The organism is Kribbella qitaiheensis, from assembly GCF_014217565.1.
In the GTDB taxonomy this organism is placed as follows: domain Bacteria; phylum Actinomycetota; class Actinomycetes; order Propionibacteriales; family Kribbellaceae; genus Kribbella; species Kribbella qitaiheensis_A.
Genome location: NZ_CP043661.1, coordinates 1,261,872 through 1,288,063, shown reverse-complemented (window position 1 = coordinate 1,288,063; position 26,192 = coordinate 1,261,872). Strand labels below are relative to the sequence as shown.

Genomic DNA, 26,192 nt, shown 5'->3' with positions numbered 1-26,192 from the left:
TCGTGAGTCCGGCCGGTGGTCCGCCGGTGCTGCCGATGATGGCGGCACTCGGACCGATGCCGTCCGGCCCGAGTTGGTCGTACGAGATGAAGTGGGACGGCATCCGGGTGATCGCGGAGGTCGACGCGGACGGCTGCCGGCTGTGGTCCCGCAACAGCCGCGACGTCTCCGCGGGGTACCCGGAACTTCTGGGCCTGGCCAACGACGCCGGCCTACGGCTCCCCGCCGTACTGGATGGTGAGATCGTCACGCTGGACGAGAACGGGGCGCCGTCGTTCGGGCTGCTGCAGCGCCGGATGCACGTTCGCGATCCGCGCCAGCTGACCCAGTTGATCAAGCAGGTGCCGGTGTCGGTCCGGGTCTTCGACGTGCTGCGGTTCGACGGCAAGTCATTGCTTGAGGCAACCTATGACGCGCGGCGCGGGCTGCTCGACTCGCTGGAGCTCACCGACCCGTTCTGGGAGGTCCCGCAGGCCTATGCCGACGGCGAGGAGGCGCTCGAGCTGTCGGCGTCGACCGGACTCGAAGGCGTGGTCGCCAAACGGCGCAAGTCGCGCTACCTGTCCGGCAAACGCAGCTCGGACTGGGTGAAGGTGAAACCGGTACTCACCCGCGACGTGATCCTCTGCGGCTGGCATCCGGGGGAGGGGAACCGCGAAGGCAAGATCGGCTCCCTGTACTGCGGCGCCTACGACGGCGACGACCTGGTCCTGATCGGCAAGGTCGGCTCCGGCCTGGACTTCGCGATGCTCGAAATCCTCAGCGCCGAACTGGCCGCCCTCGAGATCGACACCCCACCCTTCGACGTCACCTCGGTCCCCGCCACCGACCGCCGAGCCGCCCACTGGCTCGACCCCCTCCTCGTCGCCGAAGTCACCTACTCCGGCTGGGCCGCCGACGGCCGCCTCCGCCACCCAGTCTGGCGAGGCCTCCGCCTAGACATAGACCCACAATCAGTAACCCGCTAACAACCCCGTTCCGCGCGCTCGTACTCGGGCGCTCACCCGCGCAGGGTCGCCCGCTCCTGCGCCGGTCGGCACCCGCAGAACTGTACTGACAGGGTGGATAGGGTATCGATTCCACCCTGTGCCGGTTGGTCAGTCGTTCGATTCCCGGCGGCTTGGGGCCGGGACCGCGAGGGCGGCTCCGACCTTGTCGGCGAGCTTCTCCGGCGTGTGTGTCGGCGCGTAGCGGGCCAGCACGCTGCCGTCGCGGGCGATCAGGAACTTGGTGAAGTTCCACTTGATCCGCCCGCCCAGCAGGCCGCCCTGCTCGCGTTTGAGCCAGTTGAACAGCGGCAGCGTCTTGGACCCGTTCACGTCGATCTTGGCGAACATCGGGAAAGACACGTGATAGATCGTCGAACAGAAGTTCGCGATCTCGTTCTCGTCGCCGGGCTCCTGGTGGCCGAACTGGTCGCAGGGGAATCCGAGCACGGAGAAGCCCTGCTTGCGGTATGTCTTGTACAGCTTCTGCAGGCCGGAGTACTGCGGGGTCTGGCTGCATTGCGAGGCCGTATTCACCACCAGGAGCACCTGGTCACGGAAGTCGGCAAGAGACTGTTCATTGCCTTCGATCCGGGTGGCACTGAAGTCATAGACAGTCGTCATATCTCAATCCTGACATGTCTGCGCTGACTCCGCTCGCCGTCTGAGATGTCAGACACGCCGCAGAACTGTTACGACCTTCCCGAGAATGACCGCATCCTTGCCGTCGATCGGCTCGAACGCCGGGTTGTGCGGAAGCAGCAGGATCTCGGTCGCGGTCTTCTTGAACGTCTTCACCGTCGCCTCGCCGTCGATCATGGCAGCGACGATGTCGCCGTTCTCGGCGGTCTGCTCCTGCCGTACGACGACCCAGTCGCCGTCGCAGATGGCCGCGTCGATCATCGACTCGCCCTTGACCTTCAGCATGAACAGGGTGCCTTCCCCGACCATTGCCCTGGGCAATGGGAAGACCTCTTCGATGTCCTGCTCGGCAAGGATCGGGTTACCGGCGGCGATCTGGCCGACCACCGGCACGTAGACCGCGTCCGGGTGGGCGTCGCCCGCCCCGGTCTCGTCGTACGAGGTCTGCCGGACCGAACCGACCGAACCGCGGCGCGCCGCGTCGGCGACCTCGCCCGGATAGCGGACCTCGATCGCGCGCGGGCCGGTTCGGGTCGCGGCGCAGCAGGCCCTTCTGCTCGAGCACCTTCAGCTGGTGCGACACCGACGAGGAGCTGGTCAGACCGACCTTCTCGCCGATCTCGCGCATCGACGGCGGGTAGCCCCGGCTGTCGACGGAATCGCGGATCACGTCCAGGACGCGGCGCTGACGCGGGGTCAGACCGGTGGCGTCGGCCGGGCCGTCAGGCAGCTCGGACACCGTCTTGGCGGCCTTGGTAGCTGCCCCCGCGGCGGTGCGCTCGTCCTTGCTGGAACCTCTCGGCGTCCTGGCCATCGGTGGCAACTCCTCGGGGTCAGGCCGGCGGTCGAACCGCCGGCCAAGCTTTCAACGACTGAGAAGACCGTAGACCGAATTCTGAGATTCTTCAAACATCTGTTCGAAGGCGTGTCGATTCGCACGTTTGTTCGTGTGTCAGGTTATAGAGCCATCGCGGCGGGCCCGCCGGCGGGAATATCGGCGGCGTGTCGGCGTTGGAAATGGTTGCGTACCGGGCCGGGTTCGGTTAATCATTCGTACAGGCGTTCGATCGAACAGGTGTTCGGATCGGGTCGCCGGAGCGGTTCGGGGCGGCGCTCGACGAAAACTGTCGGCGCCGGCCGGTAGACAGGGATCGACACCGCAGGACGAGGTCTGAACGAGGTCTGGAGGATCCGATGAGTACAGCGGCCCTGGCGGCAGGCGCGACCACGGCTGTGCCCGAGGTGGGCGGCAGTCGCCCGACCCGGCGCCGCCGCATCGCCGGCACCACCACCGAAAGCCTTCCGGTCCGTGCCTGTTCCGGTGACGACCTCGGCCGGCACCTCCAGATGGCGGAGATCGAGCCGCCGGCCTTGCGACTGACCAGGCGCGGCCGGCTGCTGCTGACCACGGTCTCGGTGCTGATCTTCGGTGCCGCGGTCGCCGTCCTCGGCCTCCGGGTCGCCGGCGTACTCGAGCCGGCGCCGCAGTTCACGCACACCATCTCGGTCCAGGTCGGCGCCGGTCAGTCCCTCTGGTCGATCGCCCAGGAGACCAACCCGACCGAGAACGCGGCCACCGTGGTCGAGCAGATCGCCGACCTGAACAACCTGCGTACCCCGGCCGACATCACCCCCGGCCAGACCCTCCAGATCCCGGTCCGCTAACCCTGGTCCGCTAGTCCTGGCCGAGCAGTGTGGACACAATGACCGCCTGACCGGTTTCGAAGGACTGATTGGCCGCGAGCCCGACCAGCAATGAGCGCGCGCCATCGTGGTGATCCGCACTGCGACCCAGCGGATCGTCGCAGGGGGAGCCGAACAGCGACTCCAGCAACCGCGCATCCCCGCCGCCATGGCCTTGTCCGAGCTCATGGTGCAGCAACGTCCGCGGCGGCTCCCACAACGGATGAAGCGTCAGTAGCGCCTCGGTCTCACCCGGCGCGGCGTCACCATGCTGGACCGCCGTCGCATGCCGCTGCTCCTCGGGCGGAGTTGCGAACGTGTTCTCCCGCACCAGCAACTCCAGCCGCCCGGAGCTCCCGTTGAAGGCGATCCGGTAGCCCTCCCAAGGCGAGTACGCCGTCAGGTGATAGCTCAGCGAAGCTCCCGAGGCATAGCGAACCAGTATCGCCATGTCGTCCTCGATCGTGATCCCCTCGCCGAACACGTTCTGGTCCCGGTGGTAGCCGTCCTCGTGCTCGGCCTCGAGATAGAGCTCCCGCAGTACGTCGTTCGCCGCGAGCTTGATCGCGAACGGATCGTCCGCGGCCGCCGCCGAACCGTCGGCCCGTTCGTAGTCCCGCGCCAGCCCGCGGCGCTGACCGTTCTCGGCGCCGTAGAAGAACAACTTGCCGTCGGCAAAGACCTTGACCGGTTCGGAACCGATCCACCAGTTCACCAGGTCGAAATGGTGCGTCGCCTTGTGCACCATCAGCCCGCCCGCGTTCGCCTTCTCGCGGTGCCAGCGCCGGAAGTAGTCGGCGCCGTGCCGGACGTCCAGCAGCCATTCGAAGTGCACCGAGCCGATTTCCCCGATCGCGCCCGACTGCAGTACTTCGCGGACCTTCTCGTGCACCGGGTTGTAGCGATAGTTGAACGCCACCCGCACCGATCCGGTCGCCTTCTCCGCGGCAGCCAGAATGCGCCGGCAGCGGGCCGGATCCATCGTCATCGGCTTCTCCGTGACGACGTCCAGCCCCGCCTCCAGTGCGCTCACGATGTAGTCGTCGTGAGTACGGTCCATCGACGTCACCACCACGACGTCGACCTGTTGTTCCTTCAGCATCAGCTCGAAATCGGCTGCCTTGTACTGCGGAACCGCGGGATGCCCGAGTTTTTCGGCCAGCCGGCGATTGTGGACGGCCATCCGGGTTTCATTCAGATCGCAGAATCCGGCCAGTTCGGCGCGATCGGCGTACGGGCCCGCGAGTGCGTCGACAAAAGTCTGCGCCCGGGCCCCCAATCCGACGACGGCATAACGGCGGCGGGCTTCGGTCACAGTAGGCACAAGCGCTCCCTGAGCAGGTGGGCAAGCGCTTACCACCCAACCACGCGTGCCTCGGCCGGACAACCGGAATGGCCGATTCCGGACAACCGCTTTTCGACCGGGCTATCGGCCGGACAGTCAGCCGACCGTGCGCAACCAGAGATCCGCGTAGCTGCGCGCGTCAACCGCGGTAGCCACCTGCACCACGGTCGGCGCCGCGCCGTACGGATCGCTGCTCAGGTCCTGGGTCCAGTCCCGGGTGTCGACGATCGTGCGTCCCCTCGACCAACTGCCGGACAGCTCGACCCGGAGCGGGAACGCCTGCGTGGTCAGGCCGGCGGGGTCGATCACGGCGCACACAGCCCCGCCGTCCCCGATGCTCGCGCCCTCCGCGCCGTACAGCTCGCTCCGCTTCTCGATCAGGGCGCGGGCCAGGTCGGCCGACGGAGATCCCTTCAAGTCGCGTGCCTCGTCGAGCGTGATCTTGACGTCGTAGAACACATCGAGGCCGTACATGGTGACCGGTACGCCGAGTTCGCCCGCCGCCGCCAGCACGATCGCGGCGGCCTCCGGGTCGGTCCAGATGTTGAACTCCGCCGAGGCGGTGGCGTTGCCGATCCCGGCCGCGCCGCCCATGAAGACGATCTCGGCCAGTCCGGCGGCCGCTTCGGGATAGGTCCTCAGCAGCAACGCGATGTTGGTCATCGGCGCCAGCGGGATCAGCGTCGCCTTGTCGCCGGTCCGGGCGGCCTCGAGCAGTACGTCGCGGAGCAGTTCGACAGCGTGCCGCGGGTCCGTAGTACGGGTTGATCGGGGCCAGTCGAGGTTGCCGAGTCCATCGACGCCGTGGACATGCGGCGCGGCCCGTACCGGCTGCAGGAGCGGTGTGGCGGCTCCGCGAGCCACCGGGACGTCCGGGCGGCCGGCTGCTTCGAGAACGGTGAGGGTGTTGACGACGACCTGGTCCAGACCGACGTTGCCGCCGACGCAGGTCACCGCCAGCAGTTCGAGGTCCGGATGGCGGGCGGCGAGCAGCAGCGCGCAGGCGTCGTCGAGCCCGGTGTCGACGTCGAGGATGACCGGTTTCATGCCGACATCCTCGCTCATCCCAGCGGTCCGCAGAGCCTGCCGGGGGGACCTGTCGGCCTGGCGTAGTTTGCTCCTCCGAAAGGCCTTCGTGCGGGCGCCACGCGGGACTACACGGGGTCGCGCGAGTGTTGGAACAAGGAGACGCGCGCGAGATTCGGGCGTTCTTGCAAACTGTCGGAGCCCGGACGTAGCATCCCTAGATGTAGTAGTTACACGCCTGTAGTTCTCCACAGGTAGTGGTTGGTTACTCACAGGTCATACACAAGTTGTCCCCAGATCGATCCACAGATCCACCCCTGGAAGCGAGGGTGGACCGCTCGGGAGGAGTGATCCGACATGCACTGTCCGTACTGCCGGCACGTGGACTCCCGGGTCGTCGACAGCCGGGTCGCCGAGGACGGCGGAGCGATCCGCCGCCGCCGGCAGTGCCCGGTCTGCGAGAAGCGGTTCACCACCGTCGAGCAGATGCAGCTGACGGTCGTGAAGCGCTCCGGCGCGACCGAGCCGTTCAGCCGCGAGAAGGTGATCAGGGGCGTGGGCAAGGCCTGCAAGGGCCGGCCGGTGGACGTGGACGCGCTGGCCCGGCTGGGGCAGCGGGTGGAGGACGCGCTCAAGGGCGGCGGTTCGCCGGAGGTGCCCGCGCACGAGGTCGGACTGGCGATCCTCGGACCGCTGCGGGAGCTGGACGAGGTCGCGTACCTGCGGTTCGCCAGTGTCTACCGGCAGTTCGAGTCGGCCGACGACTTCGAGACCGAGATCGCGCTGCTGCGGGCCGAGAAGGAGCCCGAGGGCACCGAGCCGACTCCGCACGGCACACCACAGACATAAATCGGGGATCAGCACGACAAGCAACACGCAGTACCGGCAGTCGCAGTACGGGCAGGACTCAACGGGGCGGTCCCGACAGACCGCAGACACAGGGCGAGGAGCAACCATGACAGAGACGGTGACCGGCCATTCGGGGTCGACCAAGAGGTCGACGGCCGGGTTCCGCCGGGGCAAGAACGCCCCGGCAGGACTCACCATCGATCGCATCTTCACGACCGAGGGCATTCACCCGTACGACGAGGTGACGTGGGAGCGTCGCGACGTCGTGCAGCAGAACTGGAAGACCGGTGAGACCGTCTTCGAGCAGCGCGGGGTCGAGTACCCGGACTACTGGAGCGTGAACGCCTCCACGATCGTCACCACCAAGTACTTCCGCGGTGCCGTCGGTCACGACAACCGCGAGTGGAGCCTCAAGCAACTGCTCGACCGGGTGGTCAAGACCTACCGCAAGGCCGGCGAGGAGCACGGGTACTTCGCCACCGACGCGGACGCCGAGGTGTTCGAGCACGAGCTGACCTGGATGCTGCTGCACCAGTACTTCAGCTTCAACTCGCCGGTCTGGTTCAACGTCGGTACGTCGTCCCCGCAGCAGGTGTCGGCCTGCTTCATCCTCGCCGTCGACGACTCGATGGACTCGATCCTGAACTGGTACAAGGAAGAGGGCCTGATCTTCAAGGGCGGCTCCGGTGCCGGTCTGAACCTGTCCCGGATCCGCTCCTCCAAGGAGCTGCTGCAGTCGTCCGGCGGGACGGCCTCCGGCCCGGTCAGCTTCATGCGCGGCGCGGACGCGTCGGCAGGGACGATCAAGTCCGGTGGCGCCACCCGGCGCGCGGCCAAGATGGTCGTGCTGGACGTCGACCACCCGGACATCGAGGAGTTCGTCGAGACCAAGATGCGCGAGGAGGACAAGATCCGCGTCCTCCGCGACGCCGGGTACGACATGGACCTCGGTGGCCGCGACATCACCTCGGTGCAGTACCAGAACGCGAACAACTCGGTCCGGGTGACCGACGAGTTCATGCGCGCGGTCGAGGAGAAGGACTCGTTCGGTCTGCGGGCCCGGATCGACAACTCGGTGATCGAGACCGTCGACGCCCGCGAGCTGTTCGACAAGATCAGCCACGCCGCCTGGGCCTGCGCCGACCCGGGTCTGCAGTACGACGACACCATCAACGACTGGCACACGACGCCGGAGACGGGCCGGATCACCGCGTCCAACCCGTGCTCGGAGTACATGCACCTGGACAACTCGTCCTGCAACCTCGCTTCGCTGAACCTGATGAAGTTCCTGAAGGACGACGACACCTTCGACTCGGCGAACTTCGTCAAGTCCGTCGAGCTGATCATCACCGCGATGGACATCTCGATCTGCTTCGCGGACTTCCCGACCGAGGCGATCGGCGACACCACCCGCGCCTACCGTCAGCTCGGCATCGGCTACGCCAACCTCGGCGCGCTGCTGATGGCGACCGGACACGCCTACGACTCAGACGGTGGTCGCGCGCTGGCGGGCGCTATCACCTCCCTGATGACCGGTACGTCGTACAAGCGGTCGGCAGAGCTCGCCGCAGTCGTCGGCCCGTACGACGGCTTCGAGCGGAACAAGGAAGCGCACGCCCGGGTGATGCGCAAGCACGCCGCGGCCAACGACGCGATCCGCACCCTCGACGAGATCGACAAGGACGTCCACAAGCACGCCACGGCGGCCTGGGACGGCGTCCTGAAGATCGGCGCGAAGAACGGCTGGCGCAACGCGCAGGCCTCGGTGCTGGCACCGACCGGCACGATCGGCTTCATGATGGACTGCGACACGACCGGTATCGAGCCGGACTTCTCGCTGGTCAAGTTCAAGAAGCTGGTCGGCGGCGGCTCGATGCAGATCGTCAACCAGACGGTGCCGCGGGCGCTGCGCAAGTACGGCTACACCGAGGAGACGATCGAGGCGATCGTCGAGTACATCTCCGAGCACGGCCACGTGGTCGGCGCTCCGGGGCTGAAGACCGAGCACTACGAGGTCTTCGACACCGCGATGGGCGAGCGGTCGATCAAGCCGATGGGCCACGTCCGGATGATGGCGGCCGCGCAGCCGTTCCTGTCCGGCGCCATCTCCAAGACGGTCAACCTGCCGGAGACGGCGACCGTCGAGGAGATCGCGGATGTCTACTTCCAGGGCTGGAAGCTCGGCCTGAAGGCACTGGCCGTCTACCGCGACAACTGCAAGGTGGGCCAGCCGCTGTCGGACTCCAAGTCCGCCAAGGCCAGCGCCGCTGCCGAGGCCGCGGCCGCCGAGCCGGTGATCGAGAAGATCATCGAGTACCGGCCGACGCGCAAGCGCCTGCCGAAGTCGCGTCCGTCGCGGACCACGTCGTTCAGTGTCGGTGGCGCGGAGGGTTACATGACCGCCGGCTCCTACCCGGACGACGGTCTGGGCGAGGTCTTCCTGAAGATGGGCAAGCAGGGGTCGACCCTGGCCGGGGTGATGGACGCCTTCTCGATCGCGATCTCGATCGCCCTGCAGCACGGTGTGCCGCTGGAGACGTACGTCCAGAAGTTCACCAACCTGAAGTTCGAGCCGGCCGGTCTGACCGACGACCCGGACGTGCGGATGGCGCAGTCGATCATGGACTACATCTTCCGCCGCCTGGCGCTGGACCACCTGTCCTTCGACGAGCGCTCCGCCCTCGGCATCTACTCGGCCGATGAGCGCTCCCGCCAGCTCGACACCGGTTCGTACGAAGCGCCGGTAGAGGTCTCCGAGGCGGAGTCCCTGAAGGCCGTCGAGCCGGTCGCCGACAAGCCCACGGTGGAAGAGGCCGGCGCCAAGCCGCTCGACACCTCCGAGGTCCGCACCACAGCAGAAATGTTCGAGCTCATCACCGGCACCTCAGTCGACGCACCCCTGTGCTTCACCTGCGGCACCAAGATGCGCCCGTCCGGCTCCTGCTACGTCTGCGAAGGCTGCGGCAGCACCTCCGGCTGCAGCTAACCCCCAATTGATAGCGCCACGGCCCCCGGGAACTTCCCACATCCCCCGGGGGCCGCAGCGCGTCTAGATCTGTTCGCTTCGTCGAGAACCTTCGCCAGGAAGGGAAGTGTCGGCGGACGGTTCTTAGCGCGTAACTAGTCATCACCCGGCGAGGGCGCCTCAGTCGTCTGACCACATCGGGAGAAGTCCTGACAACCGTTGAGCGCAACAGGGATCGCAGGGTGAAGGAGTGGCCGACGTACTGCTCGGTGACAGGCCGTTCACCGGCCAGTTGTCGCACAGTTGGCCGCGTGCTGCGGACCAGGAGCCGATCAACGTGGGCGACCCCGGCTACAACCCGCCTGTATCCCTTCGGACGGGGGTTGCGTACGAGGGGACGGTGACTGCGTGAGGCGGAACTGTCTACGACTGCCGTTGGGCTCTGCAGCGTGCCGGGCGAGCCGACTTTCAGTTCCGCCGAGCGATTGACGCTCGGTGCCCTTCGGTACGCCGTCAACGATGAGGCGGCGGGTTATGTCGCCATGATGCGGCTGTTTACCGGTGGCATCAGTGGTTTCTTGTCCGACCAGTCCGCCGCTGAGGTCGCCGAGCGTTTGGCCGAGCGAGGAGTCGAGCTGGATCCGGACACGGTTGACGCGCGGTTGTCCTACCTGGTCGAGCACGGCAACCTGGCCCGCAGTCCGCGCGAGACAGAGGCGCGCAGTGTCAAGGAGTACCTCTCCAATCGTGCTCGCTACCAGCTCACCCAGCGCGGCGAACTGGTGCATCGCCAGGTCGAGGAGTTGCTGGGGCACACGGATGCCGCCCGGGAGGTCTCCAGTGAGATGCTCGGCGGCGTACTGGCAGGTCTGAACGCCCTCGACGGTCTGACCGGCCCTGCCCTGAGCGAGATCGACAGCGACGAGCTGGCCCGTCAGATCGTCACCCTGTTCGCGCAGTTCGAGACGCTTGTCGCATCGACCCGGCAGTTCTACACGTATCTGTCCCAAGTGCTGAGCCGATACGACCTAGGACGTGAGGAGTTCGAGGCCTTCAAGGGTGCGTTGCTGGACTATTTGCAGCGGTTCGTGGACGAGATCTCCCGTCATATGCCGCAGATCGCCGACCGCCTCAGGGCGGTCGAGACTCACGTGCCCGAGTTGTGTGCCCGGGCGAATGCCGGCCAGCGCCTCATCGGCGTTGATGGGATCCAGGCGAAGCGGGCCATGGGCCTCGAGCCCGAGGACTGGGCCAGTCTGCACGCCTGGTTCGTCGGATCGTCCGGCCGCGGTTCGGACGCGGATCACGTGCGCGCCCTGGCCACCGACGCGATGCGCTCGCTGCTGGTGAACCTCCGTCGGCTGGCCGGTCGCGCCGACAGGGAGCAGAGCCGGTACGGCGACCTGCTGAACCTTGCCCGGTGGTTCGACGAGTCCGACGACCGGGGAGTTGACGAATCGATCCGACGGGCTCCAAGTCATCACCGCTGCCGCCAAGGTCCTGACGGCAGTGACTACGGAATTCCAGCCTCGCTCCCGCGTCGAACTGGGCGCGAAGCTGCTCGGAGACGCACACGCCTTGGATGAAGACCGCCTCCTGCATCTCGTCGTACTGCGTGGGCTGGCGGCGGCGAGTGGCCGCACCTTGCCATCAGCGGCGGGGGAGCGGCGAGAACTGTGGCAGGCCTACGGCGTGACGCCCGACCTCATCTCGGCGACCTGTCTCACGCTGGGGCTCCGTCCTGACGGTGAGGACCGGGTCTCGCACCGCCTGCGGCTGGCTGCCGATGCGGGTGATCCGGTCCATCTGACGGCGTGGGATCTGCGGCACTGCGAGCTGAGCCTGCCGCGCGGGGAGCCGGTGCTGGTCTGCGAGAACCCGCGGGTGCTCGAGGCTATCGCGGAGACCTTCGGCGGTCACCGACTGGTCGTCTGCACCTCTGGTGAGCCGAACACGGTGGTCACGACGGTGCTGGAGCGGTTGGTGCCGGCCGCGCGACTCCGCTATCACGGCGATTTCGACTGGGCCGGCATAGCGATCGCGAATCGTTTGGTTGCTCGTTTCTCGGTGGTGCCGTGGCTGATGACTGCCGCCAACTACGAAGCAGGACTGCAACCAGGCAGCCCGGAGCTTCTCGATCCCCCGACCGAACCGAGCTGGGATGCGGAACTCGGCGCCGCGATGCGCCTGAATGGGCTGGCTGTTCACGAGGAGTCCGTTCTCCCCACGCTACTGACCGAACTTCGCGAGCCAGCGGTGGCGGCGTCCCGTAGTACGGGCTAGTGGCCGAAGCGGTCGGAGTCGGCGGGGGTGGAGGCTGTTCCGTTGAGGGCGGACAGGGTCGCCATCTCGGCGTCGGTGAGGGTGAAGTCGAAGACGGCGAGGTTCTGGGCGAGGCGGGTGGGGTTGGAGGACTTGGGGATCGGTACTGCGTTCAGTTGGATCTCCCAGCGGAGCACGATCTGGGCCGGCGTCTTGTCGTGGGCGGCCGCGATCGCAGTGACGGTCGGGTTGTCCAGGAGGCCCCTGCCGTTGCCCAGCGGGCTCCAAGCCTGCGTGATGATGCCATGGTTGGCGTGGAAGTCGCGGTTCTCCTGCTTGGTCCACAGCGGGCTCAGCTGGATCTGGTTCACCTCGGGTGCGACCCCGGTCTCGTCGATCAACCGCTGCAGGTGGGTCGGCTTGAAGTTCGACGTACCGATCGCGCGGACAAGGCCGGCCTCGCGCAGCGCGATCAGGCCGCGCCAGGCATCGACGTACTGATCCTGGTCCGGGTTGGGCCAGTGGATCAGGAGTAGGTCGAGGTACTCCAACCCCAGCCGCTCGGCGCTCGCCTCGAACGCGGCCCGGGCGCCGTCCACGCTGTGCCAGCGCTTGTTGAACTTGGACGTCACGAACACCTCATCGCGCGCCACTCCCTTCAGCGCACGCCCGACGCCAACCTCGTTGCGGTAGTTCTCCGCCGTGTCGATCAGGCGATAACCGACCTCGAGAGCCTGTACGACGGCGCGCTCGGCATCCGCGTCGTTCATCGGTGAGGTGCCCAGACCAAGCCGTGGCACGGCCGTTCCGTTGCTCAGCGTGACGGTAGGAGCGAGAGGGTTTCCATGCCTGCAACGGTATGTGGACCTCGGGCGGAAACTGTCGCCGGGCTGGGTCATGATGGGTTCCGGGACCCCTCGGAGGCGGGGGCCGGCAGGCGAAGGGGTGGGCGATGAAAAACCGTCTGATCACACTGGTGGACCTTGGTCTGGACAGCTCGTTCGACGCCTCGATGACGTTCGTCCAGGGCATCACGAGCAACATCAACGCCGGCTGGAACCGGCCCGTGATCGACGTCAACTTCGTCCGGACCCGTGATCATGAGACGGCGTTCTCAGCCCTGACCACTCCTTCGTCGGTTCTGCACGTGATGGCACACGGTGACCACAGCGAGGAGCCGTCGTTCCTCAGCACGGACGGTGAGACCCAGGTTTCACTGACCGCCCTCGCGGACTGGTTTCTGGACCGTCAGTGGGGGATCGCCAGTGGCGTCGTCATCGCCGACGGCTGCAAAACGGGGATCGGCAAGTGGCAGCGAGCGATCCGCGACTGCCTGCAGGACGACATCACCTACATCGGCACCAGCACGGTCATCGGCTGGTACGAAGCGACCGTCTTCTGCTCGGCCTTCTACGGCGCCTTGATCCGCAACCGCGGTCTCGGCAAGAGCCCTGCCGAGCAAGGCTGGGACGCCGCCCAACGCGCGATCCGCGCCTACGAAACCCTCACCGACGCCCGCTGCCCCTACAGACCAGTAACCCTCACCCCCAGCCGCCGAGCCCTCCGTTCCCTGGCCGGCTGACTCCGCAGGGCGAGAGGTAGGACCGGCGTCGGTGCAGGGTTGGGCGCCGGCCCTACCTGATCAGGTGTCGAGCCAGCGGATGGTGGTGGCGCCTTGGTGGCCGTGGATGGTGAGGAGGGCGTCCACACCGTCCTGCCAGACCGTGGTGGTGGGATAGCGGCCGCCCCAGTGCAGGGTGACGGTGCCGTCGGACCACTCGACGCCTTCGGCGACCACACCGGTGCCGCTCACGCCGGACACGTCGGTGTGCCGGACCAACTCGAAGCGACGCGGTCCAGGCGCGGTCGCCACTTTCAGATGACGTCGCTGCAGGAGCGCCGTCTGTCTACCGCTGATCTTGTCCATGCCCGACAGTCAACGCCCGTCCGCACGCCCGGACCATGAACCGAAGCTGTATCCACAGGGCACTGAACAGGCACCAAATCGTCACTCGATCGCCGTAATCTGATTGCAAGGAGTGATCGAGATCGCGAGGAGCGAGCCGATGACAGTCATCGACCAGTGGACGGGCCGGCATGCGCACGCCCTGCGCGCAGCCATGCGGCTGACCAACGAGGCGTTCGCCGAGCACCTTGGCGTCGCCCCGCGCACGATTGCGAAGTGGCGGGAGCGCCCAGAGATGGTGCCGAGTCCACAACTGCAGGAGGCGCTCGACACTTCGCTCAACCTGATCACTGAGGAGACCCATGCTCGTTTCCTGGCGAATCTCGGCGTCGAGGACCGCCCGGCCCTCGACGAGTCGCTGCTGAGCCAGCTCCACACGGCCGTCGGCGATCTCACCCGCGTGCTCGCCAGGATGGCCGCCGAGCCGGCCGGCCAGCACCCACCGCCTCCTCTCGACGAGGTTGCCATGTAGGCGGCGGGCGCGCGGCGCGCGTAGTACGGCCTGATGGAGGAGGCGGTGAAAGGCTGGCTTCATGAAGCGGCGGATGGTGGAGTCGGCAAGCGTGCGTTCGGTCGGATACAGCACCTCCAGCCGAACGCTCGAGGTGGAGTTCGTCAACGGCAGCGTCTATCAGTACTTCGACGTGCCGCAGCCGACGTACGCCGGTCTGATGGCCGCCCCGAGCATCGGGAACTTCGTCAACACCAAGATCAAGCCGTACTACGAGTTCGCGGAGATCTGACCCTCCGCGGCGCCTCTCACATCGGCAGGACCTCGAAGATCTCGACGGCGAAGCGGCCCTTTCCCTCGGTCAGGAAGGGGTGGCCGTCGAGCAGGGCCCGGGCGGCAGCCAGGTCGTCGGCCGCCACGATCGTGTAGCCGTTCTGGTCGCTCGGTTCGGCCGATCCGCCGTCATCGCGAACCGAGGCGCGCGGTACCAGCGGGTTGCCCTGGTCCACGATCGAGGCCGCGGCCTTGCCCATCCAGTCCGTCCACGCCTTCATCTGTTCCTCACCCTGCTCGGGGGTGAAGTCCTCCATCGCTGTGGCCGGACCGCGGTACAGGTACAGGTACTTGCTCATCGTGCTTCCCTTCTCCGGCGCTCCTTTTGGGCGCTCATTTCGTTGACGAACGACCGCCGGTCGGATCGACAGGCGGCCGCACCGTTTTCGCTGCGTCAGGGAAGGGCACCTGATTGTGGTCACACGGGGTTGCGTCGTATTCAGGAGGTGGACATGCGCACTCGTAGCGCATCTACGACCGGTTCTCGCGTCATTACGGTCATCGTTGTCGTGTGGTTGCTGATCGGTCTTGCCGCAGCCGCGCAACGTAATTACTTCGGCGGCTCGGACGCGACCTGCGCGAAGGTGGGGACAACTTTGGTCACCATCGTCGCCGGGCCGCTGAACTACATCGGTGCGAACCCGAAGATCGACTGCTCGGCACCGCAACCGTCCAAGTAGTCCCGCCCGAATCACCCGGTACTACGGCTGCGGAGCCGAGGGCATCCGCAGCCGTAGTAGCTGGACCTCCGCCGTGGTTAGGTCGAGGTATCCGACCGGAGGGCGACGGCGTGACGAACGTAGTACGGGCTGACATCGAGGCCGATCTCGCGGAGTTCCAGGTGCCGGGGATCAGCTGGGCGGTGATCGAGGGCGGCGAGATCGTCGACCGTGGATCCGCCGGGTGGGTGGAAGCGGGCCGGGCCGATCCGGTGACGGACCGGACGTTGTTCCAGGCATGCTCGATCAGCAAACCGATTGCCGTGTTCGCGATGCTGCGCCTGGTCGATCAGGGCGTGCTCGACCTCGACGAGGACGTGAACCGCCGACTCAAGTCGTGGCAAGTCCCGCAGACAGGTGACTGGCAACCAGTCGTCACCCTGCGGCACCTGGTCAGCCACAGCGCCGGCCTGACCGTGCACGGATTCCCTGGATACCCGTATGGCGAGAAGCTCCCGACCGCCAGGCAGATCCTGGACGGCGTACCACCGGCGACCAACTTCGGCGTACGAGTCGACACCGTGCCTGGCACCCAATTCCGGTACTCCGGCGGAGGCACCGTCGTCGTGCAGCAACTCTTAGAGGACGTCACTGGTAGGCCGTTTCGCCAGCTGCTGCAGGAGCTCGTACTGGCTCCGCTGGGCATGGCCGACAGTGACTACGCCCAACCGCTCCCAGAGGACCGCCACAGCCAGGCAGCGGTCGCGCACAACGGAGTAGGCCAGCCGATCGAAGGTCGCTGGCACAGCTACCCCGAGCTGGCTGCTGCCGGCCTCTGGACAACCCCTAGCGACCTGGTCACCTTCGCCCAGGCCCGTCAAGAACTCGTACGACGGGATGGACGGCGCACCGTTGTCCGCGGAACTCGCCCGCGAGGTCCTCACCCCGCAAATCTCGTCGTCGGAACGGATAGGCGGGCTCGATGCGCTCGGACTCGGCCTGTTCCTGGGTGATGGCGGGCGCATCTACGGGCACAGCGGGTCGAACGAGGGATTCAGGTGCCACCTGATGGCGTACCGGGATACCGGACAGGGCGCGGCGGTGATGACGAACGGCGACAGCGGGAGCTGGGTTGTGGAGAAGGCCTTCGTCAGGATCGCCGAGGCGCATGGGTGGAAGGACTATCCCACAGAGCTCGAGGAGCGGGTCGTTCCCGACGATGCGGTTATGGCCGGCCGGGTTGGCACGTACCGGCTGCGGGAGAACCTCAGGTTCAAGGTGGAGCAAGCCGCGGTCGGGTTCCCGGTGACGTTCGACGGACAGTCGCCGATGCCGTTCCGGGCGACGGCACCCGACCGGCTCGGTGCGCGGACGGCGGATACCGAGCTGCGGTTCGACGACGACGGCGGAGTGGTGTTCGTGCAGAACGGCGAGGAGATCCGCTGTAGGCGGGAATAGCCGGCGGTAGGGCTCGGTTATGTCAGGTGTCGTTCAGTACAAGACCCCCGGGCCTCACACTCAGCCGCTACGAGCGGCCACTCGCCGAGAGGCGTCTGCTGGACGATGCGGTACTCGATGGGCGGGGAGCTTGCTCCCCGCCCATCTGCAACTCTTCGCGGCTCTTGTGTCGCGAGGGACCATGGTGGAGGGAACCGGCGGAGACGCGGGGGACTGGTGTGACGAGAGGGACAACGGCAGGCTCGCCAGAGGTGCTTTGCAAGGGTTCGGCCAAGGTGCCGACCTCGATTTGCATCTTCACCGCGATTGTCAGTAATGTTCTTCTTGTTGGAGCGAGTGCGGGACGCGGAAGCGGCCGGTCGCTTCGGACTCCCTGAAGGTTCTTGTAGCCGAATCGCGCCTGTGGTGGGGCTTCGGTTGCTGAGACGCGGGGTGGCTGTGTCGGAAAGTGGCTGATTTGACTGGCCCTGGATGAAACAGTAATGTTTGGCGGGTTGCCCCGGAGCTTGACACGAGAGTGTTTGGGCGCGGTGTGCGTCCGATTCTTGAGAACTCAACAGCGTGCCGAAAGTCAATGCCGAAATTTAGCATTAACCCGTTTCACGGCATTGGATGATCCTGATCCGCCCTGGTCCCTTCGGGATTTTGGGTGTGGGGTTGTCTGTTGTTCGTGTTCGGATTCCTTTGAGAAATTATGATTCAAGTCAGTTTGATTGTTTCTGAGATATCAAAGGATCACTCAAAGTAGTCTATCCATTCACAGGTCTTCGGGTTTGTGGGTTGATATATAGATTTCAACGGAGAGTTTGATCCTGGCTCAGGACGAACGCTGGCGGCGTGCTTAACACATGCAAGTCGAGCGGTAAGGCTCTTTCGGGAGTACACGAGCGGCGAACGGGTGAGTAACACGTGAGCAACCTACCCTCAACTTCGGGATAAGCCTCGGAAACGGGGTCTAATACCGGATATCACTTCCTGCTTCATGGCGGGGGGTTGAAAGTTCTGGCGGTTGGGGATGGGCTCGCGGCCTATCAGCTTGTTGGTGGGGTAATGGCCTACCAAGGCGTCGACGGGTAGCCGGCCTGAGAGGGCGACCGGCCACACTGGGACTGAGACACGGCCCAGACTCCTACGGGAGGCAGCAGTGGGGAATATTGCGCAATGGACGAAAGTCTGACGCAGCAACGCCGCGTGAGGGATGACGGCCTTCGGGTTGTAAACCTCTTTCAGCAGGGACGAAGCGAGAGTGACGGTACCTGCAGAAGAAGGACCGGCCAACTACGTGCCAGCAGCCGCGGTAATACGTAGGGTCCGAGCGTTGTCCGGAATTATTGGGCGTAAAGGGCTCGTAGGCGGTTCGTCACGTCGGGAGTGAAAACTCGGAGCTCAACTCCGAGCCTGCTTCCGATACGGGCAGACTAGAGGTAGGCAGGGGAGAGCGGAACTCCTGGTGTAGCGGTGGAATGCGCAGATATCAGGAAGAACACCGGTGGCGAAGGCGGCTCTCTGGGCCTTACCTGACGCTGAGGAGCGAAAGCGTGGGTAGCGAACAGGATTAGATACCCTGGTAGTCCACGCCGTAAACGTTGGGCGCTAGGTGTGGGGGACATTCCACGTCCTCCGTGCCGCAGCTAACGCATTAAGCGCCCCGCCTGGGGAGTACGGCCGCAAGGCTAAAACTCAAAGGAATTGACGGGGGCCCGCACAAGCGGCGGAGCATGCGGATTAATTCGATGCAACGCGAAGAACCTTACCTGGGTTTGACATATAGGGAAATCCTCCAGAGATGGGGGGTCCGTAAGGGTCCTATACAGGTGGTGCATGGCTGTCGTCAGCTCGTGTCGTGAGATGTTGGGTTAAGTCCCGCAACGAGCGCAACCCTCGTCCTATGTTGCCAGCACGTTATGGTGGGGACTCATAGGAGACTGCCGGGGTCAACTCGGAGGAAGGTGGGGATGACGTCAAGTCATCATGCCCCTTATGTCCAGGGCTTCACGCATGCTACAATGGCCGGTACAAAGGGCTGCGATACCGCAAGGTGGAGCGAATCCCAAAAAGCCGGTCTCAGTTCGGATTGGGGTCTGCAACTCGACCCCATGAAGTCGGAGTCGCTAGTAATCGCAGATCAGCAACGCTGCGGTGAATACGTTCCCGGGCCTTGTACACACCGCCCGTCACGTCATGAAAGTCGGCAACACCCGAAGCCGGTGGCCTAACCCTTGTGGAGGGAGCCGTCGAAGGTGGGGCTGGCGATTAGGACGAAGTCGTAACAAGGTAGCCGTACCGGAAGGTGCGGCTGGATCACCTCCTTTCTAAGGAGCATTGACGCCAGGGCTCGTAAGAGGCTGGTGTCTACTCGTCGTTTCTAAGACATCCGTTCTTAGGCGACGGTGCTTCGGAATGTGGAACATTGACCATTAGGCATGAAACGGAACCGAGCAGGCTAGTACTGCGAACGATTCTTCGGAATCGGGAGCGTGGAACGTGTGTGGAGTCGAGTGGAGTGCCGAGGCGCGCTGTTGGGTCCTGAGGAATCGGGCCATCCTGGTAACAGGTTGGATCGGTTTTTCTGGGTCACTTGCTACACCGTTGGTGGATCTTTGCGGATCGCTGCGGTGTGGTTGTGTGGCTGGGGCCAGTCTTCACCAAACCGCTGGTGATGATTCTTCTTCTGGGTGAGTTTTCCCTGGGGGTGGGGTTGTTCGAGGTAGGTGGTGGTTGGGGCTGGTTTTCCTGCCCGTATTTTGAGAACTGTATAGTGGACGCGAGCATCTTTGTAGTTGTTGTTGTGTGACAAGCTACTAAGGGCAATCGGTGGATGTCTTGGCACCAAGAGCCGATGAAGGACGTTGGAGCCTGCGATAAGCCCCGGGGAGTTGGCAACCAAGCTGTGATCCGGGGGTGTCCGAATGGGGAAACCCAGCTGGCATTCTAAAGCCAGTTACCAGTGCCTGAACACATAGGGTTCTGGAGGGAACGCGGGGAAGTGAAACATCTCAGTACCCGCAGGAAGAGAAAACAATAGTGATTCCGTGAGTAGTGGCGAGCGAAAGCGGATGAGGCTAAACCATGTGCGTGTGATAGCCGGCGTGCGTTGCGTATGTGGGGTTGTGGGAGCATTCAGACCTTAATGCCGTGGGGTCAGGGAGTTATAAATCATTGTTGAAGTCGAACCAGCTGGAATGTTGGACCGTAGTGGGTAATAGTCCCGTAGATGTAAGACAGTGACTTCCGAGTGTTTTCCCAAGTAGCACGGGACTCTTGAAATCCCGTGTGAATCTGGCGGGACCACCCGCTAAGCCTAAATACTTCTTGGTGACCGATAGCGGACTAGTACCGTGAGGGAAAGATGAAAAGTACCCCGGGAGGGGAGTGAAATAGTACCTGAAACCGGTTGCCTACAATCCGTCGGAGCGCTCACCTTGTGTGGGTGTGACGGCGTGCCTTTTGAAGAATGAGCCTGCGAGTTAGTGGTGTGTGGCGAGGTTAACCCGTGTGGGGTAGCCGTAGCGAAAGCGAGTCTGAATAGGGCGCTTTAGTCGCATGCTCTAGACCCGAAGCGGAGTGATCTATCCATGGGCAGGTTGAAGCGCGGGTAAGACCGCGTGGAGGACCGAACCCACCAGGGTTGAAAACCTGGGGGATGACCTGTGGATAGGGGTGAAAGGCCAATCAAACTCCGTGATAGCTGGTTCTCCCCGAAATGCATATAGGTGCAGCGTCGCGTGTTTCTTACCGGAGGTAGAGCACTGGATGGTCTAGGGGGCTTACCGGCTTACCGAAATCAGCCAAACTCCGAATGCCGGTAAGTGAGAGCGCGGCAGTGAGACTGCGGGGGATAAGCTCCGTAGTCGAGAGGGAAACAGCCCAGATCACCAGCTAAGGCCCCTAAGCGCTTGCTAAGTGGAAAAGGATGTGGAGTTGCCCAGACAACCAGGAGGTTGGCTTAGAAGCAGCCACCCTTGAAAGAGTGCGTAATAGCTCACTGGTCAAGTGATTCCGCGCCGACAATGTAGCGGGGCTCAAGCAAGCCGCCGAAGCTGTGGCATTCATACTTGTACCCGGCACCGACTTGATTGGTGTCCAGGTGTGTGGATGGGTAGGGGAGCGTCGTGCAGCGTGTGAAGCAGCAGAGTGATCTAGTTGTGGATGCTGCACGAGTGAGAATGCAGGCATGAGTAGCGAATGACGGGTGAGAAACCCGTCCGCCGAATGATCAAGGGTTCCAGGGTCAAGCTAATCTGCCCTGGGTAAGTCGGGACCTAAGGCGAGGCCGACAGGCGTAGTCGATGGACAACGGGTTGATATTCCCGTACCGGCATTAACACGACCCGACCGAACCTGGTGATGCTAAGAAACTGAAGTATTGAGACCTTCGGGTTGAGGTATGGAGGTTTTGACCCGAACTGGTATTAGGTGCACTGAGGAGTGACGCAGGAGGGCAGTCCAACCGCGGCGATGGTAGGCGCAAGCTGATCCGCGGGCAAGGTGGTAGGGCGAGGCATAGGCAAATCCGTGTCTCATACAGCCTGAGAACCGAGGCGGACCCGTTCAGGGGAAGTGGATGATCCCATGCTGCCGAGAAAAACTTCGTAGTGAGTGTTAGAGCCGCCCGTACCCCAAACCGACACAGGTGATCAGGTAGAGAATACCAAGGCGATCGAGTGAACCATGGTTAAGGAACTCGGCAAAATGCCCCCGTAACTTCGGGAGAAGGGGGGCCGGATACGTTACCTCACTTGCTGGGGGAAGCGTTGATGGCCGCAGAGACCAGGCCCAAGCGACTGTTTACTAAAAACACAGGTCCGTGCGAAGAAGTAATTCGATGTATACGGACTGACGCCTGCCCGGTGCTGGAACGTTAAGGGGACAGGTTAGCTGGTTTAGGCCGGCGAAGCTTTGAACTTAAGCGCCAGTAAACGGCGGTGGTAACTATAACCATCCTAAGGTAGCGAAATTCCTTGTCGGGTAAGTTCCGACCTGCACGAATGGCGTAACGACTTGGGCGCTGTCTCAACCATGGACTCGGCGAAATTGCATTACGAGTAAAGATGCTCGTTACGCGCAGCAGGACGGAAAGACCCCGGGACCTTTACTACAACTTGGTATTGGTGGTCGGTACAACTTGTGTAGGATAGGTGGGAGACTGTGAAACCTGGACGCCAGTTCGGGTGGAGTCATCGTTGAAATACCACTCTGGTTGTTCTGGCTGTCTAACTTCGGTCCATTATCTGGATCAGGGACAGTGCCTGGTGGGTAGTTTGACTGGGGCGGTCGCCTCCTAAAAGGTAACGGAGGCGCTCAAAGGTTCCCTCAGCCTGGTTGGCAATCAGGTGTCGAGTGTAAGTGCACAAGGGAGCTTGACTGTGAGACAGACATGTCGAGCAGGGACGAAAGTCGGAACTAGTGATCCGGCGGTGGCATGTGGGAGCACCGTCGCTCAACGGATAAAAGGTACCCCGGGGATAACAGGCTGATCTTCCCCAAGAGTCCATATCGACGGGATGGTTTGGCACCTCGATGTCGGCTCGTCGCATCCTGGGGCTGGAGTAGGTCCCAAGGGTTGGGCTGTTCGCCCATTAAAGCGGCACGCGAGCTGGGTTTAGAACGTCGTGAGACAGTTCGGTCCCTATCCGCTGCGCGCGCAGGAGACTTGAGAAGGGCTGCCCCTAGTACGAGAGGACCGGGGTGGACGAACCTCTGGTGTGCCAGTTGTTCCGCCAGGAGCACGGCTGGTTGGCTACGTTCGGGAGTGATAACCGCTGAAAGCATCTAAGCGGGAAGCACGCTTCAAGATGAGGTCTCCCACCGAGTTAATCGGGTAAGGCCCCCAGTAGACCACTGGGTTGATAGGCCAGAGGTGGAAGCACCGCAAGGTGTGGAGCTGACTGGTACTAATAGGCCGAGGGCTTGTCTCAACACCACCACGTGTGGTCAACAAACCTCTGCGTTTATGCATCGCGTCCACTATACGGTTCCCGGAATACGGTCAACCCCCAGCCCACAAGACCAGACACACACGAAAGTGCGTGAACGGCCCTTGATGGTGACCCGCAGGTGGTTGGTCGATATTTCTATAGAGTTACGGTGACCATAGCGTCGGGGAAACACCCAGTCTCCATTCCGAACCTGGAAGTTAAGCCCTTCAGCGCCGATGGTACTGCGACCGGGAGGTCGTGGGAGAGTAGGACGTCGCCGGACATTCACACTGTTAAGGGCCACCCACACGGGTGGCCCTTAACATTTCCCCCAACCAATTGGCCGGGCTCAGCCGGACATTGCTATTTCTTGGCCTTCTGCTCCTCGTATTCGAGCAGGTGCAGCACGGGCACGCCCAGGTGCCGGCGGGCGGAGTTGGTCCAGTCGAGGTGGAAGAACTCGGCCACGATGTGCGGCCGGGTGAGGATGATGACCTCCTGGCCGCCGACCTTCTTCACCGTCGACGTCAGGGCGTCGATCGGTCTGTCGTGCGAGATTCCTCCCTCGGCCTGCTGACCGAGGTCTTGTAGGCGCTGCACACTCCGTCCGGTGCAGTCCTTGGCTTCGCTGTCGATGGCTTTCTGCGCCTCGGCGAGATCCTCGCGTTGATTCGCGAGGCCGGAACCGTACAGGTCCGCGGTGCCGAGGGCACTCAGGGACGCCTCGACGCCGGCTTCGGCGTTGTGGCACGGCACGAGAACGTGGTACTTCACGGCCTCGGGCAGGTCCTGGTGCAGGTCGACCACACGCTTGGCATCCGGCTCGGTCAATTCCTGTTCGACGAGCAGTACGACGTCATACATCGTGAGTACCTCCGGTCCTACCAGTCGGTATGCCTCCATGATGCCCCGTGCGCGGGCAGAATGGCGGACATGCAGCTACCTGTGATGCCACCGGTTTCACCGATGCTGGCGAAAGCGGTCAAGCAGTTCCCGGCCGGCGACGTCAGTTTCGAGCCCAAATGGGACGGATTCCGCTCGATAATCTTCCGCGACGGCGACGAGGTCGAGATCGGCAGCCGGAACGAGAAGCCGATGACGCGGTACTTCCCGGAGCTGGTCGAGGCGATCAAGGCGAACCTGCCCGAGCGTTGCGTCATCGACGGCGAGATCATCCTGGTCGGCCCGTCGGGGGACAGGCTCGACTTCGAGATGCTTCAGCAGCGCATCCACCCCGCGGCTTCGCGGGTGAAGATGCTGTCGGAAACGACCCCGGTGCGGTTCGTGGCGTTCGACCTGCTCGCACTCGGTGACATCGACTACACGCAGCGACCGCTCGCTGAGCGCCGGGCCGCGCTCGAGGAAGCGCTGAAGCCGGCCAAGGCGCCGATCCACCTGACCCGTACGACGACGGATCCGGACACCGCCAAGGAGTGGTTCCACCAGTTCGAGGGTGCTGGCCTGGACGGCGTGATCGCCAAGCCACTCGACGGCTTGTACGAGCCGGACAAGCGGACCATGTTCAAGATCAAGCACGAACGCACTGCGGACTGCGTGGTCGCGGGCTACCGGCTGCACAAGAGTGGGCCGAACCGGATCGGCTCACTGCTGCTCGGTCTGTTCAACTCAGACGGCGTCCTCGCGAGCGTCGGTGTGATCGGGGCCTTCCCGATGGCGCGCCGAGAGGAGCTCTTCGAGGAGATGCAGGAGCTCGTCACGGACTTCGACAATCACCCGTGGGCCTGGGCGAAGCAGGAAGAGGGCAACCGGACGCCTCGCAACGCCGAGGGCAGTCGCTGGCAGGCCGGGAAGGATCTCAGCTTCGTGCCGCTGCGGCCGGAGCGCGTCGTCGAGGTGCGGTACGACCACATGGAGGGCGTGCGATTCCGCCATACGGCCCAGTTCGTGCGCTGGCGCGAAGACCGTACGCCGGAGTCCTGCACCTACGAGCAGCTCGAGGAACCGGTGAAGTTCGACCTCGGCGAGGTGCTGGGGTAGCAGGGCGTAGTACGGGTCGTGCTGGACAGTGAACCGGGCGGGAGCTGACAATTCGGAGATGACATCGACGGGGCTGGAAGCGACGCGGCCGTCGGATGCCGAGCGGGATCGGGCGTTGGCGATCCTACGGGAAGGCGCCGGCGCGGGCCGGCTGTCACATGACACCTTCATCCGGCGGATGAACTTCGTCCTCGGCGCCCAGACCCGGAGCGAGCTCGCGCACGCCACTCGCGATCTGCAGGGTCCCGAGCCGAAGGTTGTTCAGGTCTTCCGCCAGCTGGTCACGCGGGTGCACCAGCTCACAGGCAGTCTCCGTACGTCGGCTCCGGCGCCCGGACTCGCGCTGCCGCTCCCAGGTTCGCCGACGCTGCGGGTCGGTCGAGGCGACGGGGCCACGCTGCGCCTCACGGATGTCTCGGTCTCCCGCTTCCACGCCGAGCTGCGCCATGTCGGCGACGGCTGGATGGTGCGCGACCTCAACTCGATGAACGGCACCCACGTCAACGGGACCCGGATCACCGGGCCGACCCGGGTGCGTCCGGGCGATCGCCTTCAGTTCGGCGCCATTCCCTTCACTCTCACCAGCCCGGATTCCCGTTAGGGGTCGATGACGGTCGGGTGGGTATCCGGGTGGGAGTCCCACCACGGGCGGTGCAGGGCGTTCTCGGCGATGGTGGTGCGATAGGTGTCGGTGAAGGCTTTGTGGATCAGGTCGATGTCCTCCTGGCTGGCGCTCTCGGGGCGGAAGCGCAGCACCCGCCGCCAGGAGATGTGGTGCCCGACCAGCGGCAGGATCACCGAGCTGGGGATGTCGCGCATGGTGGGCGCGCAGAGGCTGATGCCGCGGCCGGCGCCGATGAGTTGTTCGATCTCGATGGAGTCGAGGTTGTAGTAGCGGAACTGCGGGGTGAACCCTAGCCGCTCGCACGCGTCCCGGAGCGAAGCAAGGTCGCCGTCCTCCTTGCCGGCCGGCGGACAGATCCAGATGTCCTCGGCCAGGTCGGTTAGCGAGATGTCGGTTCGGCCGGCGAGACGGTGACCGACCGGCAGCGCGACAGCGTAGGGCTCGGGGTGGACCATCGTCTGCTCCCGGACTCCGGGCGGGCACGGCGGCGCGTGGGCGTCGTCGCAACGCCCGATCATCACCACATCGAGCACATCGGCGGCCAGTAGCTCGGTCAGCGTCGCGGACGAGACGTCGACCTGGGTAGTGAACTCGCGGTCCGGCATCAGGTCTTCCATCCGGGCCATCCAGGTGCCGAACATGACCGTCCGCAACGAACCGAGCCGAAGCGTTCTCGGCCCGTCGGTATAACGCCGGCTGCTCCCGAGCAGGTCGTCCATGTCCACGAGCATCGCGCGAGCCCGGCGGAGTACATGCCGGCCGAGAGGAGTTGGCGTCACGCCGTACGAGCCTCGGTCGAACAGTGGGCCCCCGATGGCCTCCTCGATGCGGTGCAACTGGGCTGTCAGCGACGGCTGGGAGACCCCCAGGGCGGCAGCCGCTTTGGAGACACTGCCGGTCTCGGAGACCCGGCAGACGACTCGCAGATGGCGTAGTTCCAGCTCCATAGCGACGAGGTTATGCCCTGTTGGGATATCACAGCCATAACTCGCAGGTGCCAATGTCTTCCTTCAGAGGACGCCGGGA

23 protein-coding genes, 3 rRNA genes and 1 pseudogene are annotated in these 26,192 nt (G+C 64.3%); 18 read left to right on the top strand and 9 right to left on the bottom strand.

Features of this window, described 5'->3' with window-relative positions; all coding sequences use genetic code 11:
- The first annotated feature begins 2 nt into the window (after positions 1-2).
- Positions 3-968 (top strand): non-homologous end-joining DNA ligase, encoded by a 966-nt coding sequence (gene ligD, locus F1D05_RS05755; RefSeq protein ID WP_246486456.1) that lies wholly within the window; start codon positions 3-5, stop codon positions 966-968.
- Between the two features lie 129 nt (positions 969-1,097).
- Here ligD and F1D05_RS05750 read toward each other — a convergent pair whose 3' ends face one another.
- Complete coding sequence (locus tag F1D05_RS05750; protein ID WP_185446328.1) at positions 1,098-1,610, bottom strand: glutathione peroxidase; 513 nt, start codon at positions 1,608-1,610, stop codon at positions 1,098-1,100.
- 48 nt (positions 1,611-1,658) lie between these two features.
- Positions 1,659-2,442 (bottom strand): annotated as a pseudogene (gene lexA / locus F1D05_RS05745) (transcriptional repressor LexA).
- A gap of 380 nt (positions 2,443-2,822) precedes the next feature.
- Here lexA and F1D05_RS05740 point away from each other — a divergent pair.
- Positions 2,823-3,293, top strand: coding sequence for a LysM peptidoglycan-binding domain-containing protein (locus tag F1D05_RS05740; protein WP_185446327.1), 471 nt, complete (start codon positions 2,823-2,825; stop codon positions 3,291-3,293).
- Between the two features lie 10 nt (positions 3,294-3,303).
- Here the strand turns inward: F1D05_RS05740 and F1D05_RS05735 are convergent, their stop codons facing one another.
- Positions 3,304-4,635 carry a Gfo/Idh/MocA family protein gene (locus F1D05_RS05735; RefSeq protein WP_185446326.1) on the bottom strand — a complete coding sequence of 444 codons (1,332 nt, stop codon included), beginning with the start codon at positions 4,633-4,635 and terminating at the stop codon, positions 3,304-3,306.
- 117 nt (positions 4,636-4,752) lie between these two features.
- Complete coding sequence (locus F1D05_RS05730) at positions 4,753-5,703, bottom strand: nucleoside hydrolase (RefSeq protein WP_185446325.1); 951 nt, start codon at positions 5,701-5,703, stop codon at positions 4,753-4,755.
- 336 nt (positions 5,704-6,039) lie between these two features.
- Between F1D05_RS05730 and nrdR the strand changes: the two genes are divergently transcribed.
- The 5 genes from nrdR to F1D05_RS05710 all read left to right on the top strand — a co-directional run bounded on the left by nrdR (position 6,040) and on the right by F1D05_RS05710 (position 11,779).
- A complete protein-coding gene (gene nrdR, locus F1D05_RS05725) occupies positions 6,040-6,531 on the top strand; it encodes a transcriptional regulator NrdR (RefSeq protein ID WP_185446324.1) in 492 nt (163 codons plus the stop codon).
- A 106-nt stretch (positions 6,532-6,637) separates the two neighbouring features.
- Complete coding sequence (locus F1D05_RS05720) at positions 6,638-9,517, top strand: vitamin B12-dependent ribonucleotide reductase (protein WP_185446323.1); 2,880 nt, start codon at positions 6,638-6,640, stop codon at positions 9,515-9,517.
- A gap of 229 nt (positions 9,518-9,746) precedes the next feature.
- Positions 9,747-9,908, top strand: a complete 162-nt coding sequence (locus F1D05_RS05715; RefSeq protein WP_185446322.1) for a hypothetical protein — start codon at positions 9,747-9,749, stop codon at positions 9,906-9,908.
- Positions 9,909-9,945: 37 nt separating this feature from the next.
- Positions 9,946-11,082, top strand: coding sequence for a DUF2397 domain-containing protein (locus F1D05_RS39805; RefSeq protein WP_246486455.1), 1,137 nt, complete (start codon positions 9,946-9,948; stop codon positions 11,080-11,082).
- Positions 11,006-11,779, top strand: coding sequence for a DUF2399 domain-containing protein (locus tag F1D05_RS05710; RefSeq protein WP_246486454.1), 774 nt, complete (start codon positions 11,006-11,008; stop codon positions 11,777-11,779). Before F1D05_RS39805 ends, F1D05_RS05710 begins: the two co-directional genes overlap by 77 nt.
- Here F1D05_RS05710 and F1D05_RS05705 read toward each other — a convergent pair.
- On the bottom strand, positions 11,776-12,558 hold the full coding sequence (locus F1D05_RS05705; RefSeq protein ID WP_246486453.1) for an aldo/keto reductase: 783 nt from the start codon (positions 12,556-12,558) through the stop codon (positions 11,776-11,778). The two genes, F1D05_RS05710 and F1D05_RS05705, sit on opposite strands and share 4 nt — an antisense overlap.
- Before the next feature lie 152 nt (positions 12,559-12,710).
- Between F1D05_RS05705 and F1D05_RS05700 the strand changes: the two genes are divergently transcribed.
- Positions 12,711-13,340 carry a hypothetical protein gene (locus F1D05_RS05700; RefSeq protein ID WP_185446319.1) on the top strand — a complete coding sequence of 210 codons (630 nt, stop codon included), beginning with the start codon at positions 12,711-12,713 and terminating at the stop codon, positions 13,338-13,340.
- A 60-nt stretch (positions 13,341-13,400) separates the two neighbouring features.
- Here the strand turns inward: F1D05_RS05700 and F1D05_RS05695 are convergent, their stop codons facing one another.
- A complete protein-coding gene (locus F1D05_RS05695) occupies positions 13,401-13,685 on the bottom strand; it encodes a hypothetical protein (protein WP_206686091.1) in 285 nt (94 codons plus the stop codon).
- 139 nt (positions 13,686-13,824) lie between these two features.
- Here F1D05_RS05695 and F1D05_RS05690 point away from each other — a divergent pair, with 139 nt between their 5' ends.
- Together F1D05_RS05690 and F1D05_RS05685 are read left to right on the top strand one after the other, a co-directional pair.
- Positions 13,825-14,196: a helix-turn-helix domain-containing protein gene (locus tag F1D05_RS05690; RefSeq protein ID WP_185446318.1), complete on the top strand. Its 372-nt coding sequence runs from the start codon at positions 13,825-13,827 to the stop codon at positions 14,194-14,196.
- A gap of 61 nt (positions 14,197-14,257) precedes the next feature.
- Entirely contained in the window at positions 14,258-14,467 is a 210-nt protein-coding gene (locus tag F1D05_RS05685; protein ID WP_185446317.1) for a KTSC domain-containing protein, read from the top strand.
- Between the two features lie 16 nt (positions 14,468-14,483).
- Here the strand turns inward: F1D05_RS05685 and F1D05_RS05680 are convergent, their stop codons facing one another.
- Positions 14,484-14,807: a YciI family protein gene (locus F1D05_RS05680; RefSeq protein ID WP_185446316.1), complete on the bottom strand. Its 324-nt coding sequence runs from the start codon at positions 14,805-14,807 to the stop codon at positions 14,484-14,486.
- Between the two features lie 153 nt (positions 14,808-14,960).
- Between F1D05_RS05680 and F1D05_RS05675 the strand changes: the two genes are divergently transcribed.
- From F1D05_RS05675 to rrf, 6 genes are all read left to right on the top strand, one after another.
- Positions 14,961-15,188 (top strand): hypothetical protein, encoded by a 228-nt coding sequence (locus tag F1D05_RS05675; RefSeq protein ID WP_185446315.1) that lies wholly within the window; start codon positions 14,961-14,963, stop codon positions 15,186-15,188.
- 110 nt (positions 15,189-15,298) lie between these two features.
- Positions 15,299-16,180 carry a serine hydrolase domain-containing protein gene (locus F1D05_RS41820; RefSeq protein WP_281388914.1) on the top strand — a complete coding sequence of 294 codons (882 nt, stop codon included), beginning with the start codon at positions 15,299-15,301 and terminating at the stop codon, positions 16,178-16,180.
- Complete coding sequence (locus F1D05_RS41815; protein ID WP_281388913.1) at positions 16,065-16,625, top strand: serine hydrolase; 561 nt, start codon at positions 16,065-16,067, stop codon at positions 16,623-16,625. Before F1D05_RS41820 ends, F1D05_RS41815 begins: the two co-directional genes overlap by 116 nt.
- Before the next feature lie 794 nt (positions 16,626-17,419).
- Positions 17,420-18,937, top strand: a 16S ribosomal RNA gene (locus F1D05_RS05665).
- 479 nt (positions 18,938-19,416) lie between these two features.
- Positions 19,417-22,543: ribosomal RNA gene (locus tag F1D05_RS05660) — 23S ribosomal RNA — on the top strand.
- A gap of 165 nt (positions 22,544-22,708) precedes the next feature.
- Positions 22,709-22,826 (top strand): 5S ribosomal RNA (rrf, locus tag F1D05_RS05655).
- The 16S, 23S and 5S rRNA genes sit together here, the layout of an rRNA operon.
- An 80-nt stretch (positions 22,827-22,906) precedes the next feature.
- Here the strand turns inward: rrf and F1D05_RS05650 are convergent.
- Entirely contained in the window at positions 22,907-23,407 is a 501-nt protein-coding gene (locus tag F1D05_RS05650; protein WP_185446314.1) for a hypothetical protein, read from the bottom strand.
- A 69-nt stretch (positions 23,408-23,476) separates the two neighbouring features.
- Between F1D05_RS05650 and F1D05_RS05645 the strand changes: the two genes are divergently transcribed.
- Together F1D05_RS05645 and F1D05_RS05640 are read left to right on the top strand one after the other, a co-directional pair.
- The gene (locus tag F1D05_RS05645) at positions 23,477-24,541 is read left to right on the top strand and encodes an ATP-dependent DNA ligase (protein ID WP_185446313.1); all 1,065 of its coding nucleotides are present in this window, start codon (positions 23,477-23,479) and stop codon (positions 24,539-24,541) included.
- Positions 24,542-24,599: 58 nt separating this feature from the next.
- Positions 24,600-25,142, top strand: coding sequence for a DUF1707 and FHA domain-containing protein (locus F1D05_RS05640; protein WP_185446312.1), 543 nt, complete (start codon positions 24,600-24,602; stop codon positions 25,140-25,142).
- Here the strand turns inward: F1D05_RS05640 and F1D05_RS05635 are convergent.
- Entirely contained in the window at positions 25,139-26,113 is a 975-nt protein-coding gene (locus F1D05_RS05635) for a LysR family transcriptional regulator (protein ID WP_246486452.1), read from the bottom strand. The genes F1D05_RS05640 and F1D05_RS05635 overlap by 4 nt on opposite strands.
- Positions 26,114-26,192 lie beyond the last annotated feature (79 nt).

Coding starts and splice junctions, on each gene's coding strand:
- F1D05_RS05750 (WP_185446328.1), bottom strand. CDS start 1,610: ATGACGACTGTCTATGACTTCAGTGCCACCCGGATCGAAGGCAATGAA.
- F1D05_RS05740 (WP_185446327.1), top strand. CDS start 2,823: ATGAGTACAGCGGCCCTGGCGGCAGGCGCGACCACGGCTGTGCCCGAG.
- F1D05_RS05730 (WP_185446325.1), bottom strand. CDS start 5,703: ATGAAACCGGTCATCCTCGACGTCGACACCGGGCTCGACGACGCCTGC.
- nrdR (WP_185446324.1), top strand. CDS start 6,040: ATGCACTGTCCGTACTGCCGGCACGTGGACTCCCGGGTCGTCGACAGC.
- F1D05_RS05720 (WP_185446323.1), top strand. CDS start 6,638: ATGACAGAGACGGTGACCGGCCATTCGGGGTCGACCAAGAGGTCGACG.
- F1D05_RS05700 (WP_185446319.1), top strand. CDS start 12,711: ATGAAAAACCGTCTGATCACACTGGTGGACCTTGGTCTGGACAGCTCG.
- F1D05_RS05695 (WP_206686091.1), bottom strand. CDS start 13,685: ATGGACAAGATCAGCGGTAGACAGACGGCGCTCCTGCAGCGACGTCAT.
- F1D05_RS05690 (WP_185446318.1), top strand. CDS start 13,825: ATGACAGTCATCGACCAGTGGACGGGCCGGCATGCGCACGCCCTGCGC.
- F1D05_RS05685 (WP_185446317.1), top strand. CDS start 14,258: ATGAAGCGGCGGATGGTGGAGTCGGCAAGCGTGCGTTCGGTCGGATAC.
- F1D05_RS05680 (WP_185446316.1), bottom strand. CDS start 14,807: ATGAGCAAGTACCTGTACCTGTACCGCGGTCCGGCCACAGCGATGGAG.
- F1D05_RS05675 (WP_185446315.1), top strand. CDS start 14,961: ATGCGCACTCGTAGCGCATCTACGACCGGTTCTCGCGTCATTACGGTC.
- F1D05_RS41815 (WP_281388913.1), top strand. CDS start 16,065: ATGGACGGCGCACCGTTGTCCGCGGAACTCGCCCGCGAGGTCCTCACC.
- F1D05_RS05650 (WP_185446314.1), bottom strand. CDS start 23,407: ATGTATGACGTCGTACTGCTCGTCGAACAGGAATTGACCGAGCCGGAT.
- F1D05_RS05645 (WP_185446313.1), top strand. CDS start 23,477: ATGCAGCTACCTGTGATGCCACCGGTTTCACCGATGCTGGCGAAAGCG.
- F1D05_RS05640 (WP_185446312.1), top strand. CDS start 24,600: ATGACATCGACGGGGCTGGAAGCGACGCGGCCGTCGGATGCCGAGCGG.
- F1D05_RS05635 (WP_246486452.1), bottom strand. CDS start 26,113: ATGGAGCTGGAACTACGCCATCTGCGAGTCGTCTGCCGGGTCTCCGAG.